Annotated in this window: 10 protein-coding genes, 1 tRNA gene and 1 pseudogene; 8 read left to right on the top strand and 4 right to left on the bottom strand. The window is 33.7% G+C overall.

Annotated elements, in window-relative coordinates:
- The first annotated feature begins 5 nt into the window (after positions 1-5).
- Both ADIWIN_RS18350 and flxY read left to right on the top strand, forming a co-directional pair.
- Entirely contained in the window at positions 6-1652 is a 1647-nt protein-coding gene (locus tag ADIWIN_RS18350; RefSeq protein ID WP_040757721.1) for an acyl-CoA--6-aminopenicillanic acid acyl-transferase, read from the top strand.
- A gap of 15 nt (positions 1653-1667) precedes the next feature.
- The gene (flxY, locus tag ADIWIN_RS18345; RefSeq protein ID WP_020898014.1) at positions 1668-2957 is read left to right on the top strand and encodes a flexirubin biosynthesis putative acyl-CoA ligase FlxY; all 1290 of its coding nucleotides are present in this window, start codon (positions 1668-1670) and stop codon (positions 2955-2957) included.
- A gap of 77 nt (positions 2958-3034) precedes the next feature.
- Here flxY and ADIWIN_RS18340 read toward each other — a convergent pair.
- Positions 3035-3116: transfer RNA gene (locus ADIWIN_RS18340), tRNA-Leu, on the bottom strand.
- A gap of 142 nt (positions 3117-3258) precedes the next feature.
- On the opposite strand from ADIWIN_RS18340, the gene ADIWIN_RS18335 reads away from it, so the two are divergent.
- Both ADIWIN_RS18335 and ADIWIN_RS18330 read left to right on the top strand, forming a co-directional pair.
- Positions 3259-4200, top strand: coding sequence for a ribose-phosphate pyrophosphokinase (locus tag ADIWIN_RS18335; protein WP_020898012.1), 942 nt, complete (start codon positions 3259-3261; stop codon positions 4198-4200).
- Between the two features lie 206 nt (positions 4201-4406).
- Positions 4407-5036, top strand: a complete 630-nt coding sequence (locus tag ADIWIN_RS18330) for a 50S ribosomal protein L25/general stress protein Ctc (RefSeq protein WP_020898011.1) — start codon at positions 4407-4409, stop codon at positions 5034-5036.
- A gap of 76 nt (positions 5037-5112) precedes the next feature.
- Here ADIWIN_RS18330 and ADIWIN_RS18325 read toward each other — a convergent pair whose 3' ends face one another.
- Both ADIWIN_RS18325 and uvrC read right to left on the bottom strand, forming a co-directional pair.
- Positions 5113-7350, bottom strand: coding sequence for a patatin-like phospholipase family protein (locus ADIWIN_RS18325; protein WP_020898010.1), 2238 nt, complete (start codon positions 7348-7350; stop codon positions 5113-5115).
- A 23-nt stretch (positions 7351-7373) separates the two neighbouring features.
- Entirely contained in the window at positions 7374-9167 is a 1794-nt protein-coding gene (gene uvrC / locus ADIWIN_RS18320) for an excinuclease ABC subunit UvrC (protein WP_020898009.1), read from the bottom strand.
- 90 nt (positions 9168-9257) lie between these two features.
- Between uvrC and ADIWIN_RS18315 the strand changes: the two genes are divergently transcribed.
- From ADIWIN_RS18315 to ADIWIN_RS18300, 4 genes and pseudogenes are all read left to right on the top strand, one after another.
- Positions 9258-9686 carry an ATP-dependent zinc protease family protein gene (locus ADIWIN_RS18315; protein ID WP_020898008.1) on the top strand — a complete coding sequence of 143 codons (429 nt, stop codon included), beginning with the start codon at positions 9258-9260 and terminating at the stop codon, positions 9684-9686.
- Positions 9683-10558, top strand: a complete 876-nt coding sequence (gene rimK, locus ADIWIN_RS18310; RefSeq protein WP_020898007.1) for a 30S ribosomal protein S6--L-glutamate ligase — start codon at positions 9683-9685, stop codon at positions 10556-10558. Before ADIWIN_RS18315 ends, rimK begins: the two co-directional genes overlap by 4 nt.
- Before the next feature lie 3 nt (positions 10559-10561).
- Positions 10562-11526 (top strand): annotated as a pseudogene (locus tag ADIWIN_RS18305) (succinylglutamate desuccinylase/aspartoacylase family protein).
- Positions 11526-12089 carry a 5-formyltetrahydrofolate cyclo-ligase gene (locus tag ADIWIN_RS18300; RefSeq protein ID WP_020898004.1) on the top strand — a complete coding sequence of 188 codons (564 nt, stop codon included), beginning with the start codon at positions 11526-11528 and terminating at the stop codon, positions 12087-12089. The pseudogene ADIWIN_RS18305 and the gene ADIWIN_RS18300 overlap by 1 nt, the downstream one beginning before the upstream one ends.
- Before the next feature lie 8 nt (positions 12090-12097).
- Here the strand turns inward: ADIWIN_RS18300 and ADIWIN_RS22015 are convergent, their stop codons facing one another.
- Positions 12098-15637, bottom strand: coding sequence for an FIDD domain-containing protein (locus ADIWIN_RS22015; protein ID WP_020898003.1), 3540 nt, complete (start codon positions 15635-15637; stop codon positions 12098-12100).
- Between the last annotated feature and the right edge of the window lie 223 nt (positions 15638-15860).

The following is a 15860-nucleotide window of genomic DNA, read 5'->3' as shown; positions in this document are numbered from 1 at the left end:
ATGTCATGAAGATTAACTTAAGCATATATCACAGGCTTCTACTTCTTGTATTTATAAGTCTAACGTCATGTGGAATTTCAAAATCCTTACACGATGTTCCGGATGTAAGTGCTTATAATCCCGTAATTCCAGAGCGGGTTAAAACTTCCGATTCTACGTTCACCTTGGGCAGCAACCATCTAAGTAAAAATAAACAAGGTTTGTGGGAACTTTATGTAGAAGGCAATCCGTATCGCAGAGGTCTTATTACTGGTAGCCTTACAGAAGAGTTATTCCATAACCAAGAAGCTATTTTTGTATCTAAAATAGATAAATTTGTACCCTCTAAAACCAAACAAGCTTTATTAAGACGCTTTTTGGCTTGGTATAATCGAAAACTATATCTTAATGTCCCTTTAGAATATAAAACAGAAATTTTAGGCCTTTCCAAATATGCCTCACCGGACTATAATTACATTGCAGAACCTTATTTAAGAGTCCTTTATTTTCATGGCGCACATGATATTGGGCATGCCTTACAAGATTTAGCCTTAGTAGGCTGTTCTTCATTTGCCGCTTGGGATGACAAAACTGAGGACGGTAGTCTTATTATAGGTCGGAATTTAGATTTTTATGCTGGCGATGACTTTGCCCAAGAAAAAATTGTGTCATTTACAAACCCAACCGAAGGCTATAAATTTATGTCGGTAACTTGGGCCGGAATGCTAGGTGTACTTTCGGGTATGAATGAGCATGGCTTAACGGTAACCATAAATGCTGGGAAATCTAAAATTCCATTGGTAGCCAAAACACCTATTTCTATTTTAAATCGTGAAATTTTACAATACGCGACCACTATTGAAGAAGCTATTGCTATTGCTAAAAAACGCCAAGTATTTGTTTCTGAATCTATTTTAGTAGGAAGTGCAGCCGACAGAAAAGCGATATTAATTGAAGTCTCACCTCATAATTTTGGCGTTTATGACGTTGAAAATTCAAATCAACTTATCTGTTCCAATCATTTTCAGAGCGACGCTTATACAAACGATAAAAATAATTTAAAGCATATTGAAGAAAGTCATTCGCAATACCGTTACGAACGGATGGAAGAACTTTTGGACCAGAACCCTAAATTAACTCCAAAGATTGCAATTGATATTTTAAGAAATAAAGAAGGCTTAAACGACAAAGCTATTGGCTATGGTAACGAAAAAGCTCTAAATCAACTATTAGCACATCATGCTGTTGTTTTTAAACCAGAACAGCGTTTGGTTTGGGTCTCTTCTAACCCTTATCAATTAGGGGAATTTGTGGCGTATGATTTAAATGACATATTTAAAAATCCTACCAAAAAGTCTCTGGCAAATACAGAATTAAACATTGAAGAAGATCCGTTTCAATATACAGAAGCTTATAAAAATTATCAAGCTTACAGGCAGTTGAGACAAGAAGTACTATCGAATATTGAAACCAAAAACGACATAGACTTAGAAACTCTTTCAAGATTAGAGAACTTAAATCCAGATTATTGGGAAGCCTATTATTTGGTTGGTAAATACTATTACAACAAAGGCTATTATACCGCAGCATTAAATACCTTTGAAATCGCTAAAACCAAAGAAATTACGACCGTTCCTGACGAAGAACAAGTGGATACTTATATTAAAAATTAAAAGAAAGTTAGATTTATGATTCCTGAGATAGAATACGCTTCCAAAGCCGAAATAAAGAGCTTTCAAGTTGAAAAACTAAAAGATCTTTTACTGTATTTAAATACCAATTCGGTTTTTTATAAGCGCTTATTCAATACACATAAAATTGATATTACCACTATTAATTCGCTTGATGATTTAACAAAAATTCCTACCACATCCAAAGACGATTTACAACAGTATAACGACGATTTTATTTGCGTGCCTAAAAATAAAATTGTGGATTATGTTACCACATCAGGAACTTTAGGCGACCCTGTACTTTTTGGATTAACGGATAACGATTTAGACCGTTTGGCTTATAACGAAGCCATTTCGTTTGCCTGCGCTGGTATTGGTCCAGACGACGTAATTCAGCTTATGACCACCATAGACCGACGCTTTATGGCAGGGTTGGCTTATTTTTTAGGAGCAAGAAAACTTGGTGCTGGTATTATTAGGGTTGGTAATGGCATTCCCGAATTGCAATGGGATTCTATTTTAAAATTTAAACCAACCTATATTATTGCCGTTCCTTCTTTTTTGTTGAAACTCATTGAATATGCCAAACAGCATAATATAGACCTCAACACCTCAGGAATTAAAGGTGCTATTTGCATTGGTGAACCCTTAAGAGCACAAGATTTTTCATTAAACACCTTATCTAAAAAAATAAAGGAACATTGGAATATTGAATTGTATTCCACCTACGCTTCCACCGAAATGAATACGGCTTTTACCGAGTGTGAACAGCAACAAGGTGGCCACCAACATCCGGAACTAATTATTACCGAAATATTAGATGATAACGATCAACCTGTAAACGAAGGCGAATCTGGGGAACTTACCATTACCACCTTAGGTGTGGAAGGCATGCCGTTACTTAGATTTAAAACGGGTGATATTGTTAAAGCACATCATAAAAAATGTGATTGTGGCAGAAACACCATGCGATTAGGACCTGTAATTGGCAGAAAAAAACAAATGATAAAATATAAAGGCACCACTTTATATCCACCAGCAATGCATAATATTTTAAACGATTTTAACGAGGTGGAAGCGTTTGTTATAGAACTTTCTCACAATTCCATAGGAACAGACGAAATTCTCATTAAAATAGCTGTAAATGCTCCTACAGAAAATTTATTACTCAATATAAAAAATCATTTTAGAGCTAAACTAAGAGTGCTTCCTAAAATTGAATTTAGTGACAAAAAGGAAATACAAAAATTACAGTTTCCTAAAATGAGCAGAAAGCCAGTTATGGTTATTGATAAACGGAAGTGATTTTAGAAATCAGTCCAAGTAATATTACTTAAAATGTAAAAACAAAAAAGCCATTATCTTTCGATAAAGGCTTTTAGTACTCAAGGCGGGAATCGAACCCGCACGTCTCGCGACATTGGATTTTGAATCCAACGTGTCTACCAATTCCACCACTTGAGCAATTTCGGATTGCAAAAATAGAAAAATATTTCTGTTCATCCATCAAAATTAGTAGGTTTTATCCTTTTTGTAGTAAAATAATTTTCTAAATTTGAAGTGAATAAAAATCCCATCACAACACCAACTAAATAACTGATAACAAATGCCATACGAAACTACTGAAGCCAAAATTTTCGCGTGTTCACAAAGCACCTACCTTGCAGAACAAATAGCAGAAACCTACGGAGTTAAACTAGGGAAAGTAATTACATCAACTTATAGTGATGGAGAATTTCAACCTTCTTATGAAGAATCAATTAGAGGTACACGCGTTTTCATTATAGGATCGACGCATCCTGGACCAAAAAATCTAATGGAAATGTTATTGATGATAGATGCTGCTAAACGTGCTTCTGCCAGACATATAACTGCTGTTATGCCATATTTTGGTTGGGCTAGACAAGACAGAAAGGACAAACCTAGAGTTCCTATCGCTGCCAAATTAGTTGCAAAAATGTTAGAAGCAGCTGGAGCAACCCGAATTATTACAATGGATTTACACGCTGATCAAATTCAAGGGTTCTTTGAAAAACCAGTAGATCACTTGTTCGCATCGACTATATTTTTACCATATTTAAAAAGCCTAAATTTAGATAATCTTACTATAGCTTCACCAGATATGGGAGGTTCTAAACGTGCTTATGCTTATTCTAAAGCTTTAAAAAGTGATGTTGTAATCTGTTACAAGCAACGTGCTAAAGCTAATGTGATTTCACATATGGAACTTATTGGTGATGTTACAGGTAAAAATGTAGTATTAGTAGATGATATGGTAGATACTGCTGGTACACTTACAAAAGCGGCTGATTTAATGATTGAACGTGGCGCATTAAGCGTGAGAGCTATTTGTACACACCCTATTTTATCTGGAAACGCTTACGAAAAATTAGAAAATTCTAAACTAGAGGAATTAATAGTAACCAACTCTATTCCGTTAAGACAAGAAAGTAAAAAATTAAAAGTATTGAGTTGTTCAACTCTATTTGCTGAAGTTATGTACAATGTGCATCACAACAAATCTATTAGTAATAAATTTGTAATGTAAACAGTTAAGTAATAGAGAAAGTTAAGATTACACACCTCTATTTTTAGCATTATTATACTAAGATTATAAGACTAAAACTAATGACTTTGCCATAAAACATGCAGTCTCAGTAAAAAAGCGCCTTATAACACTAATATTCTCATATAAAATTTCTAAATTTGCAGCCCTCAAAATGAGGAAATTAAAATTAACAAATATTTCAAAAAATGAAATCAATTACAATTAACGGATCTCAAAGAGAAAGCGTAGGCAAAAAGGCAACTAAAGCCTTACGTAATGCTGGTCAGGTTCCTTGCGTTATGTACGGAGGAGACAAAGCATTCCATTTCTCATCACCAGAATTAGCTTTTTCAAAACTTGTATATACTGCTAGCGCACATACAGTTGTGATTGTCTTAGATAACGGTGAAGAATACAATGCAGTTATGCAAGACATTCAATTTCACCCAGTAACAGACAGAATTACACACGTAGATTTCTATCAAATTTTCGAAGACAAAGAAATTACTATGGAAATTCCTGTTCAAACAATAGGATCTTCTAAAGGTGTAATGAATGGTGGTAACTTAAGAATGCCTTACCGTAAACTTAGAGTTAAAGCTATTCCTTCAAAATTACCAGATTTTGTTGAAATCGATATTACTCCATTAAAAATTGGAAGCAAGTTCTACATTACTGAACTAGCAAACGAAGATTATAAATTCTTACACCCAGATAACACTGTTATTTGTCAAGTAAGACGTAGTAGATTAGCTGTAATAGCTGATGACGATGAAGAAGAAGTTGAAGCAGGTGATGTTCCAACAACTGAAACTGACGATACAGCTGCAGAATAGATAAAATCTATTTCAATTATTAAAAAGAGACTATCTTAAAAGATAGTCTCTTTTTTTTTTACCGAATTTATGTTCATTAAAACCAAAATCCAAGATTAAAAAACCAATAACAATTACCAGTATCTGGCGAATAGGTGTACTTACCTTCTAATGGTCCTAAAAAGGTTTCTAAAGAATAGCCAAGAGCATAGCCACTATACGTTTGAGACGTAAATAAATTACCCGCTTCAAAAAGACCATCTTCAATATTGGCGAAGTTTGCAGCAAATAGAATATGATGCTTTTTAAAAACTTCGTAATCTAAAGTAAATGTTCCCTTCATAAAACTATCACCCGTTAAGGTTAAATAATCATACCCATAAAATGAATAAAAATTATTTATAAAGTTAGAGCCATAACCTCCTATTGCAAACCCTAAGGCGCTTGTAGATTCATCACCAATTTTAAAACCTCCTTGACCTTCTGTTTTTAGTGATAGCTTATCGCTAAAACTAAAAGCGTAACCGATGTCTGTTTTAGCTATTGAAAAATTCAAAAAATCAGTATTAAAACCTGAAGCGTCTAGATATAAGTGAAAATTTCCGTTGAAATAAAATCCACTTTTCGGAAAATGGAAATTATCATAACTATCATATTTTAGGTTACCAAAAACGCTGAGGTAATCAGTGTTTTCAAAAACAATTCTATTTTCTTCATCTTCATCTATAATGGTTTCTGATGTTATTTTAAGCCGTTTATGCTCCGCACCTAGTCGTAATGCAAAATCCTTTTTAAATATCGTTTGTAAATATACTTGATTCGTAAAATCTGAAATTTCTGCATCAATTTTATTCAAACCCGAAAGCAAAGGTGAGTCCTCCTCTAAAGCTAATCTCGGATTAACATTCTTATTAAACTGATTGAAACGTGATTTAATCCCTAAACTGATATAAAATCCTTTATCAATAAAGTAATCAAAATTATATCTCGAGTTATCTCCCAAAATTATGTCCAACGAAGCAATATCATTATTAAATAACAATTTCTTTTTTGTGAGATTAGCAAGTAGTGCACTTTTATAAAGTTGATCGAAATGAATACCTAGCTTAAGGAAGGTTGTTGTTTCAGATTCTATGATATTACCTATAAGATTGAATTCAGATTCATTATCTGTAGGCTCTAAGTGATATCTAAATGTATCAAAATTATTAGTTGCAACGAGGCTATTTATGCCTTGCCTAAAATCTGAATAACTCATTTTCTCATTACCCTTAAGCTTTAATCTCCCCATCATATAAGCCCTGGTGTAACGTTCATTTCCTTTTAAAGTAACGTTATTAATTTTTAGACTATCTAATACTTTTACCGCTGCTCTTACCGTATAATTTGGCTGATTTCTTTTTACATCTTGTAGTTTAGATAGTTGCTTTCTTGCTGCAGTTTCACCATTTGCAATGATATCTTTTCCTTCATCAAATGAAATTACCGAAAATTCACTAATATCTGGTTTAATATAGATGTCGGTTAATTCCGACTTGTTTTTCATAACATTTATAGTCCGAAAATTATTAATCTGTAAAAGAATGTCTGGTGCTGATTTTAAAGATTCGCGATCTTTTAATGCATCTTGTACATCGACTCCGATAATAATATCCATGCCTTTAGCTCGTAATTCTTCAACAGGAAAATTATTAGTAACACCTCCATCAATTAAAATAGCATCATCAATAATTACAGGTTGAAATAAAGATGGTAATGCTCCACTAGCTGTAACTGCCTCAGCTAATTTGCCTTTGTCCATAATTAGAGACTCCCCAGTTTCTATATTCGTTGCGATACAAAAAAACGGAATTGGTAGCTTTTCAAAATCTGTAATATCATTTACAGGAAGCATTAAATGATACAATAAATTATAAACATTTTGCCCACGCGATAACGCTGAAGGCAGCGAAATTTTAAAATGCTCAAAAGGTAAATTCACAGCGTATTTTTGAGCATTTTCTCGCTCATAAAATGATTTAGAAGCTCTCGGAAACGCATCATTAATCAACACATCAAAGTCTTGTGATTTGAACATTGTTTCCAATTCTTTCCCCGAATATCCCGAAGCATATAAAGATCCGATTATGGCTCCCATACTCGTACCAGCCACATAGTCTATTTTTATTCCTAGGCTATCAATAACTTTTAACACTCCTATATGAGCAAAACCTTTAGCACCACCACCACTTAATACTAAACCTACTTTTGGTTCAGAATTAGTCGTTTTGTTCTGTGCCTTTATTGGAAAAAGCGCAATTATGAATACGATTATAAAAACGTTTTTCAATCTCATTACAAACCCATATGGTTTTTAAATTATTCTTTATGATAATAATTATATACTTTATTTGCCCTCGAAACACCAACAACCGCCTCAAGCTCATCTAACTTGGCATTCGCAATACGCTTAACAGTTTTAAATTGTTTCATTAAATCTACAATCGTTTGCTCACCTACACCTGAAATATTTTCTAGCTCAGTCGTTAATGCTCCTTTGCTTCTTCGATTTCTATGATGTTCTATCCCAAAGCGATGCGCTTCATTTCTTAGTTGTTGTATAATTTTTAAGGTCTCACTTTTTTTATCTAAATATAACGGAATTGGATCATCTGGATAAAACAATTCTTCTAAACGTTTTGCAATACCTATTATGGCGATTTCATTACGAAGTCCTAAAACATCTAAACTTTTTAAAGCCGAAGATAATTGTCCTTTTCCACCATCTATAATAATAAGTTGAGGCAAAGGTTGCTCTTCTTCTAGTAAACGCTTATACCGTCTATACACCACTTCTTCCATGGACGCAAAATCATCTGGACCATCTACAGTTTTGATATTAAAATTACGATAATCTTTTTTACTCGGTTTACCATTCTTAAAAACAACACATGCGGCTACCGGATTTGTACCTTGTATATTAGAGTTATCAAAACACTCAATATGCCTAGGCTCTTCAGACAAGCGTAAATCTGCTTTCATTTGTGCCATTATTCGGTTGGCATGGCGATCTGGATCTACAATTTTCACTTGTTTCAACTTATCCATTCTGTAATATTTTGCATTACGAATAGACAGGTCTAAGATACTTTTTTTATCTCCAAGTTTCGGTATTGTTATTTTTAATTCATCCCCTAAATTCACTTTAAAAGGCACATAAATTTCTTTAGAATTTGAATTAAAACGCTGACGGATTTCAGTGATTGACAATTCTAATAATTGCAAATCTGTCTCTTGTAATTTCTTCTTTAATTCTAAAGTGTGAGATCTAATAATTGATCCGTGACTTAACTGTAAAAAGTTGACGTAAGCATAAGTTTCATCACTAATGATTGAAAACACATCGACATTATTAATCTTAGGATTTACAATGGTAGACTTTGCTTGGTAATTTTCTAAAACCTCTAATTTTTCTTTTATTTTTTGAGCATCTTCAAATTGCATAGCTTCTGCATGTTGCCGCATTTGAATCCTAAATTGCTGCAAGGAATCTTTAAAATTTCCTTTTAGAATTTCTCTAATCGCTGTAATATTTGCAGCATACTCTTCTTCACTTTCATAGCCTTCACAAGGACCTTTACAGTTTCCTAAATGATATTCTAAACAGACTTTATACTTACCAGTGTTAATCTTAGATTCAGATAAATCATAATTACAAGTCCGTAATTGGTATAAACCTTTTATTAAACCCAAAAGCGTCTTTACCGTTTTCATACTGGTATAAGGCCCAAAGTATTCTGAACCATCCTTAATTACACGTCGCGTAGGAAACACTCTCGGAAACCGTTCTTTTTTAATACAAATCCAAGGATACGATTTATCGTCCTTTAATAAAACATTGTATTTAGGCTTATACTTTTTTATGAGGTTATTCTCAAGCAATAAGGCATCATTTTCGGTTTCAACAACAATATGCTTAACCGAAGCAATATTTTTCACTAAAACACGCGTTTTACCATAGTCGTGATGCTTGGTAAAATAACTACTAACGCGTTTTTTTATATCTTTAGCTTTTCCGACATAGATTAATTGCTCGTCTGCATCAAAATACTGGTAAACACCAGGTTGATGAGGAAGCGTTTTTATCTGTATGTCTAAAGTAGATTCTGGCATTTAATCAAAGGTAATAATTCGTAAAAAGATATGTGTATAATTAATACACTTTATCATTACCTTGCGCCTCTTTTTTATATATTTAAGTTTATGACAAAAAAAGTTTTGGGACGTGTAGACAAAGTCAATTTTCCCGAATTAAAATTAAACAACATCGATGTTAAAATAGATACAGGAGCTTATACTTCTGCAATTCATTGCTCTAAAATTAGAGAAGAAGATGGCAAACTTTATTGTATTTTTGAAAGTAAAGGCCATCCTAACTTTAAAAGCGAAGAAATAGCTTTTAATACCTACACTTATACAGATGTAAAAAGTAGCAATGGACATAAAGAAAACCGCTACAAAATTAAAACTACCGTTGTATTCTTTGGTAAAAGCTATAAGATTAACTTAACTTTAAGCACTAGAGACGATATGAGGTTCCCCGTATTAATAGGCCGTCAATTTTTGAAACACAAATTTTTGATTGATGTCGATATAGAAAATCAATCCTTTAAACAAAACATAATTAAATGAACATAGTAATTCTTTCACGCAATCCTGAACTCTACTCTACCCAACGACTTGTTGAAGAAGGTAAAAAAAGAGGTCATGCCGTTGAAATCATTGATCCTTTAAAATGCGACATCATTATAGAGAAGGAGAAACCTACCATATATTATAAAGATCGTTACTTAGATTATGTTGATGCCGTTATACCTAGAATAGGAGCTTCAATTACATTTTACGGCTGTGCAGTTGTAAGACAGTTTGAAGAAATGGGCATTTTCACTATTGCACCATCAGATGCTATAACACGTTCTCGTGATAAATTAAGAAGCTTACAGCGCCTAAGTAAAGCTGGTATTGGGATGCCTAAAACAGTATTTACCAATTATTCTAGAGACGTAGAAGAAGTTATTAATTATGTTGGAGGAACACCTGTAATTATAAAATTACTAGAAGGCACACAAGGGTTAGGTGTGGTTTTAGCAGAAACTAAAAATGCTGCTGAATCTGTACTAGAAGCCTTTAATGGTCTGCAAGCAAGAGTTATTGTTCAAGAATTCATCAAAGAAGCTAAAGGCGCAGATTTAAGAGCTTTGGTTGTAGATGGGCAAGTTGTTGGAGCTATGAAGCGCCAAGGTAAAGAAGGCGAATTTAGATCTAATTTACATCGTGGTGGTTCTGCCAACATTATAAAGCTAGATGAAGACGAACTTAAATTAGCAATGAGAGCTGCAAAAGTATTAAAACTCCCTGTTTGTGGTGTAGATATGCTACAGTCTTCACGTGGTCCATTATTGTTAGAAGTTAACTCTACACCAGGCCTAGAAGGTATTGAAGGAGCAACTAAAAAGAATATTGCCAAAGCTATCATTACTTTTATAGAACGAAATACGATCTAAAACATGCCAAAAGATATTTTAAATATTTTAGGAGTCGAAGTCGCTCCTGGTAAAAGTGTAACTGCAACTTTTGAAGTAGCAAAATTACACACCAGAAACACATTAGAAGTTCCTATTATAATTGAACGATCTAAAAAACCTGGGCCAACGGTTTTAATGACTGCTGGTATTCATGGTGACGAAATTAATGGTGTAGAAATTATAAGGCAAATTATAGCCAAAGGTATTAACGTTCCTAAGACAGGTACAATTATTTGTGTGCCTGTCATCAACGTTTTTGGTTTTTAAATATGGATCGCTTATTTCCGGACGGACGAGATTTAAACCGTTCTTTTCCAGGAAGTGCCAATGGTTCTCTAGCGAGTAGAGTGGCTCATTTTGTGATGACAGAATTAGTACCTCATGTCGATTTTGCCATGGATTTCCATACAGGTGGAGCAGGTCGGTTTAATGCTGCTCAAATACGAATTGTAAGAGATAATGAACGCCTTACAGAATTAGCACATGTTTTTGGAGCTCCTTTTATATTCTATTCTCAAAACTTAAATAAATCCTATAGAAATGCTTGTGATAAAGCGGGTATACCTATGTTATTATTTGAAGGAGGAAAGTCGTTTAACATTGATAATAATATTACAAACACAGGTGTTAATGGGGCCAAACGCGTTTTACACCATTTAGGAATGCTAAGAAGCAAATTTAAAGTCTCTAGACCTAAGGTCAGCGCGGTGATTATTAAAGACAGCAAGTGGTTAAGAGCGAAATACTCTGGAATGTTTAAAGCTACTATAAGTATAAATTCAAAAGTCACTAAAGGCCAAGTTCTAGGTAATATCACAGATCCTTATGGTAGTTTCAACTATTTTGTAAAAGCACCAAACGCAGGTTATATTTTTAACGTCAATGAATCTCCAATAATCTATCAAGGTGATGCTATTTTCCATATTTCTACAGAGATCGAATCGTAATGAGCAAGCCTTTATTAAGAAAAAAATATAAGGAATTACGTCAGCAACTATCCCTTACTGAAGTTGACGATTTTAGTTTAGCCATTGCTAATAAACTCTTAACCTTAGATATTTGGGATAAAACCTTTTACCATATCTTCTTAACCATTGAAGAACAAAAGGAAATTAATACCGATTATATTCTAAATATTCTATCAGGAAAGGATAAAAATATTGTGATTTCTAAGAGTAATTTTGAAGATTATTCTATGACCCATTATCTACTTACGGATAACACCAGAATTCAAAAGAATACATATAATATTCCTGAACCCATTGATGGTATTGAAATTCCATCGTCTCAATTAGAAGTCGTTTTTATTCCGCTTTTAGCTTTTGATAACACAGGACATAGAATTGGGTATGGCAAAGGCTTTTATGATCGGTTTTTAGCAGATTGTAAACCTGAAACCGTAAAAATAGGCTTGTCTTTTTTTGAAGCTGAGCATGAAACTATTGAAGCTTCCGAAGAAGATATTAGATTGGATTATTGTGTGACTCCAGATCATATTATAACGTTCTAAAATAGAAGTTACCGCTTTAAAGCAAAGTGCCCTGTATAGGTTTTTCCATCTTGACGCTCTAAAACAAACCAATAATCACTACTTGGTAATTTATTTCCGTTTAACGTACCGTCCCAACCTGAATCATTAGGTTTTAATTCCGTAATTAATTTACCATAACGGTTATAAATATAAACTTTATTTGATGGTTCTTTTATAGAATTTTTAATCTGCCAAAAGTCGTTGGTGCCATCGTCATTGGGAGTAAAATATCTAGGATAATTAAGCAAGTAAACCTCCTCCACTATTACACCACAACCATTTTTATCTCTTACATATACATGATAGTCGTCAATTTGCAACCCTTCAAAAATGTGTGCATCCTGATAGTTTATACCATCTAATGAGTATTCATAATCACCAAGACCTTCCACAAACACGGAAATCACATTAGTACTTTGAGACCAATCTACGGTTTCAATAGCTGCAATCACAGCAATATCAGATAAACTCACAAAAACAGTTTTTTCGGTAGTACACATTAAGTTACCATAATCATTTGATACGACAACAGTATATTCTCCAGGCTCATTAACAACAATTGCTCTTGTGGTTTGACCAGTAGACCAATTGTAGTAATCATAACCAAAGTCTGCAATAATCTCAACGGAATGATTATCACATAATGGCCAATACTCATTCATTTCTAAAACAGGCTGTTCTTTAACCGTTATTTCTACTGAAGTCGTAGTGAAACATTGTGGTGAATTCACATTTTCTAAACGCGCATAAAACGTTTGAGGATTTGTTGTATTCGTATAATTATAAGCCGTTTGGTTATGGTCTTCAATAGCGTCATTCAAACTTAAATAATAGCTCACACTAAAACCAGAAGGATTTAAATCTCCTAAAATTTCATCATCAAAATTAGTCAAGTTTAGCTCTGTAAATCCATCATTAATAGCGTCATCACAAACACTAATGCTTTGTGGCTGCTCTGCAATGGGAAAATAATTGACTCCAAGTTGAAATGACACAATATCATTGCAAACTGCTTCATTAGTATTTTGAATTTTTGCGTAAACAGTGACACTTTCTGAAGCTACAACAAAATTATCTTGTAAAGGATTTATATGCTGCTCAGCATTTTCTAAATTATCAAAATAGAAGACATCAAAAATCGCATCAGATTGCCCATCTAGTATTTGATTATCATAATTAGAAAGTGTAAATACATGTTCACCATCATTAGAAGCATCGTCACAAACAAAATCATTAGAAATAGTATTAGCAATTGGCAGTTCATTTACTTGAAATTCTATAATGGTTTCATCAAAACAGAATGAATTCAGTGTGCTTTCAACTCTTGCTACAATAGACTTCGATGAAATGATATATGGATTTGGAAGTGGGTTTGTCAATATAGTTCCGTCTGCTTCAAAATAACTTAGAACTACATCTGATTGTCCGTTTAAAACTGTGGCCTCAATTGTTGATGTATCAAATTCATGCAAGCCATCACCATTAGTATCACAAACACTAAAATCACTAACAGGATGCGCCGTAACACCACTAGAAATTGAAAGACTTATAGTTGTTTGCACACTGCAACCACCTAATGGACTTGTTGCATCTTCAATCGTCATGGTCGCAAAAATATTTAAAACGGGTACATTACTTACAATTGGGCTAGGCAATGGACTTGGATACGTGTTGCCCAATTCGTCAACATAAGTAAACACTATGGGCTGTGTCTGACCTATTAAAAGCTCTGTTTCAACACCAGAAGTATCAAAAGACTCTATTCCATCGTTGCCTTCATCACATTGTTCAAATATTATAGGACCTGTTATTAAAGGTACGGGATTTACATGTAATGTAATATGATGTCCCAGACCAAGGCAATCGTTATTTAACGCATTATCTACTCTAACATAAATATTTTGATGGTTGGGAAATCCAATATTTTGATAATTACTAATATCATTTATAGCATTTGTTTCGGACAATGCATCTGAAACTGTTGTGTAATAATTTATAAGCAATTGTTGTCCTACAGGAAATAAAGCTTCAATTTCTGAAGTTACCGTACTAAAATCGAAGGTTGAAATACCGTCTGTGAGATCTTCACCATCATCGCATTGGTAAAAATCTTTAGTAAATGTTTCTGGAATTTGTGTTGTTGATACCAATAAATTAACTTGAGCTGTTTCATAACAACCATTAGTGTTTTCAACTCTTGCCCAAACCGTATCAGTATTTACAGTTTCGTTACTGTATGAGGTTTCATTTGTTATAGCATTGGTATAGCTTTCTGCATCTGCTTCCGTTTCATAAAATGTAATTATTTCATTGTCGTGATTAACCGATAACAATTCATTAATCTCTGTAAGATTAAACAAACTAAAACCATCTAAATCATCATCACATTGTTTTAACTCTACAAGTGGTGTAGCTAACGGAAGTTCATAAACCGTAATGGTTTTAGATTCTAAAGAATTTTCTGCACCAGCAGTAACTGATAGTGATACCTCATACTCACCAGCAGTAGTGTACGTATGTGTAGGATTTTCTTCCGTAGAGGTGTTTCCGTCTCCAAAATCCCATACAAGACTATCATAAGCTTGTGGTATATTGGCTGAAAAATTAGCTTCTTCTCCTAAACACGGATTATTAGACTCAAAACCTACAAAAAAATAAGATTGTATGAATGTAGGTAAACCATACCTACAAACATTGCCTAGCAAATAAATGGCATCACTAATAAAATCACAACCTAATCCTAAAACTTCAGGGTTATTAATAACACTTAAATAATCCCTGTTCTTTATAGAGACATAAATCTTATTGTCTGGCCCTATTTGCATCTGGCCTACCTCTTGTTCATCTTCTAGTTCTTGTTCTGAAAGTTCAAATAACAATATGCCTGAATTAGGAATGTCTGTTGCTGTAAGATTATACTGCCATAAACTTGATGATTCTAGTAAACCACGTTTTGTATAAAGCAGATTACCCGAAGGTGAAAATTCTGCGCCATAACTACCATATTCTGTATTAAGATTTATAGGATTGCTCACCATCCCAGTAGAACTATCAAAATCAAAAAGTTGTGTTCCGAATCCTAAAGCACACATGATCAATTTATCTCCATTAGGTGATGCTTTAAGCACACCTGATCCCTTAAAATTATTACCCGAATAGGTGATTATAAAACCTGTTGCACTGGTTATAGGGACCGTATTAAGAACTGTATCTGTCACTAAATAGGCATAGAATTCATTATTATCAAAACCATGCGATATCACCCAAATATCTTGACCATTGGCATGTAATACCGCAGTCACTTTTTCTGAAGTTGGTGTGACTAATAATTCATTTTTAACACTTGTGACGTCGCCAAAACCATTATTTAAAGTCATATCTACAATAGAGTACCGCAAACCGTTAGTATTTGTAATTAAATCATCTACAGTAAATACATAATAGATATTAGGATTATTTGGCTGGGGCACAATTATGGAGGACTGTGTACTAGACGGATCACCCAAAAGCCCTGTTCCATTGGGCATAATATTATGATTTCTATTATAAACCGTGATCCCATCTGTATAAAACAATAACTGACCCGTACTATCTGAAATAGTGGCACACCCTTCATATGTTGAAAGCGCACTATCTGTTAATACGGTTGGTGCTCCGTTATTAAAAGTAATACCTGCATAATTACCAAAATACCAATTATTGGCTTCGTTTTGAGAAAAAGAGATATTGATAAATAAAAAAGTAAAAAGT

The organism is Winogradskyella psychrotolerans RS-3, from assembly GCF_000427335.1.
Classification (GTDB): domain Bacteria; phylum Bacteroidota; class Bacteroidia; order Flavobacteriales; family Flavobacteriaceae; genus Winogradskyella; species Winogradskyella psychrotolerans.
This window is presented reverse-complemented; position numbering and strand designations above follow the sequence as displayed.

What these genes read in the sequence shown, in the direction of transcription:
- ADIWIN_RS18350 (WP_040757721.1), top strand. Translation starts at nt 6, where the DNA reads ATGAAGATTAACTTAAGCATATATCACAGGCTTCTACTTCTTGTATTT.
- flxY (WP_020898014.1), top strand. Translation starts at nt 1,668, where the DNA reads ATGATTCCTGAGATAGAATACGCTTCCAAAGCCGAAATAAAGAGCTTT.
- ADIWIN_RS18335 (WP_020898012.1), top strand. Translation starts at nt 3,259, where the DNA reads ATGCCATACGAAACTACTGAAGCCAAAATTTTCGCGTGTTCACAAAGC.
- ADIWIN_RS18330 (WP_020898011.1), top strand. Translation starts at nt 4,407, where the DNA reads ATGAAATCAATTACAATTAACGGATCTCAAAGAGAAAGCGTAGGCAAA.
- ADIWIN_RS18325 (WP_020898010.1), bottom strand. Translation starts at nt 7,350, where the DNA reads ATGAGATTGAAAAACGTTTTTATAATCGTATTCATAATTGCGCTTTTT.
- uvrC (WP_020898009.1), bottom strand. Translation starts at nt 9,167, where the DNA reads ATGCCAGAATCTACTTTAGACATACAGATAAAAACGCTTCCTCATCAA.
- ADIWIN_RS18315 (WP_020898008.1), top strand. Translation starts at nt 9,258, where the DNA reads ATGACAAAAAAAGTTTTGGGACGTGTAGACAAAGTCAATTTTCCCGAA.
- rimK (WP_020898007.1), top strand. Translation starts at nt 9,683, where the DNA reads ATGAACATAGTAATTCTTTCACGCAATCCTGAACTCTACTCTACCCAA.
- ADIWIN_RS18300 (WP_020898004.1), top strand. Translation starts at nt 11,526, where the DNA reads ATGAGCAAGCCTTTATTAAGAAAAAAATATAAGGAATTACGTCAGCAA.
- ADIWIN_RS22015 (WP_020898003.1), bottom strand. Translation starts at nt 15,637, where the DNA reads ATGCCCAATGGAACAGGGCTTTTGGGTGATCCGTCTAGTACACAGTCC.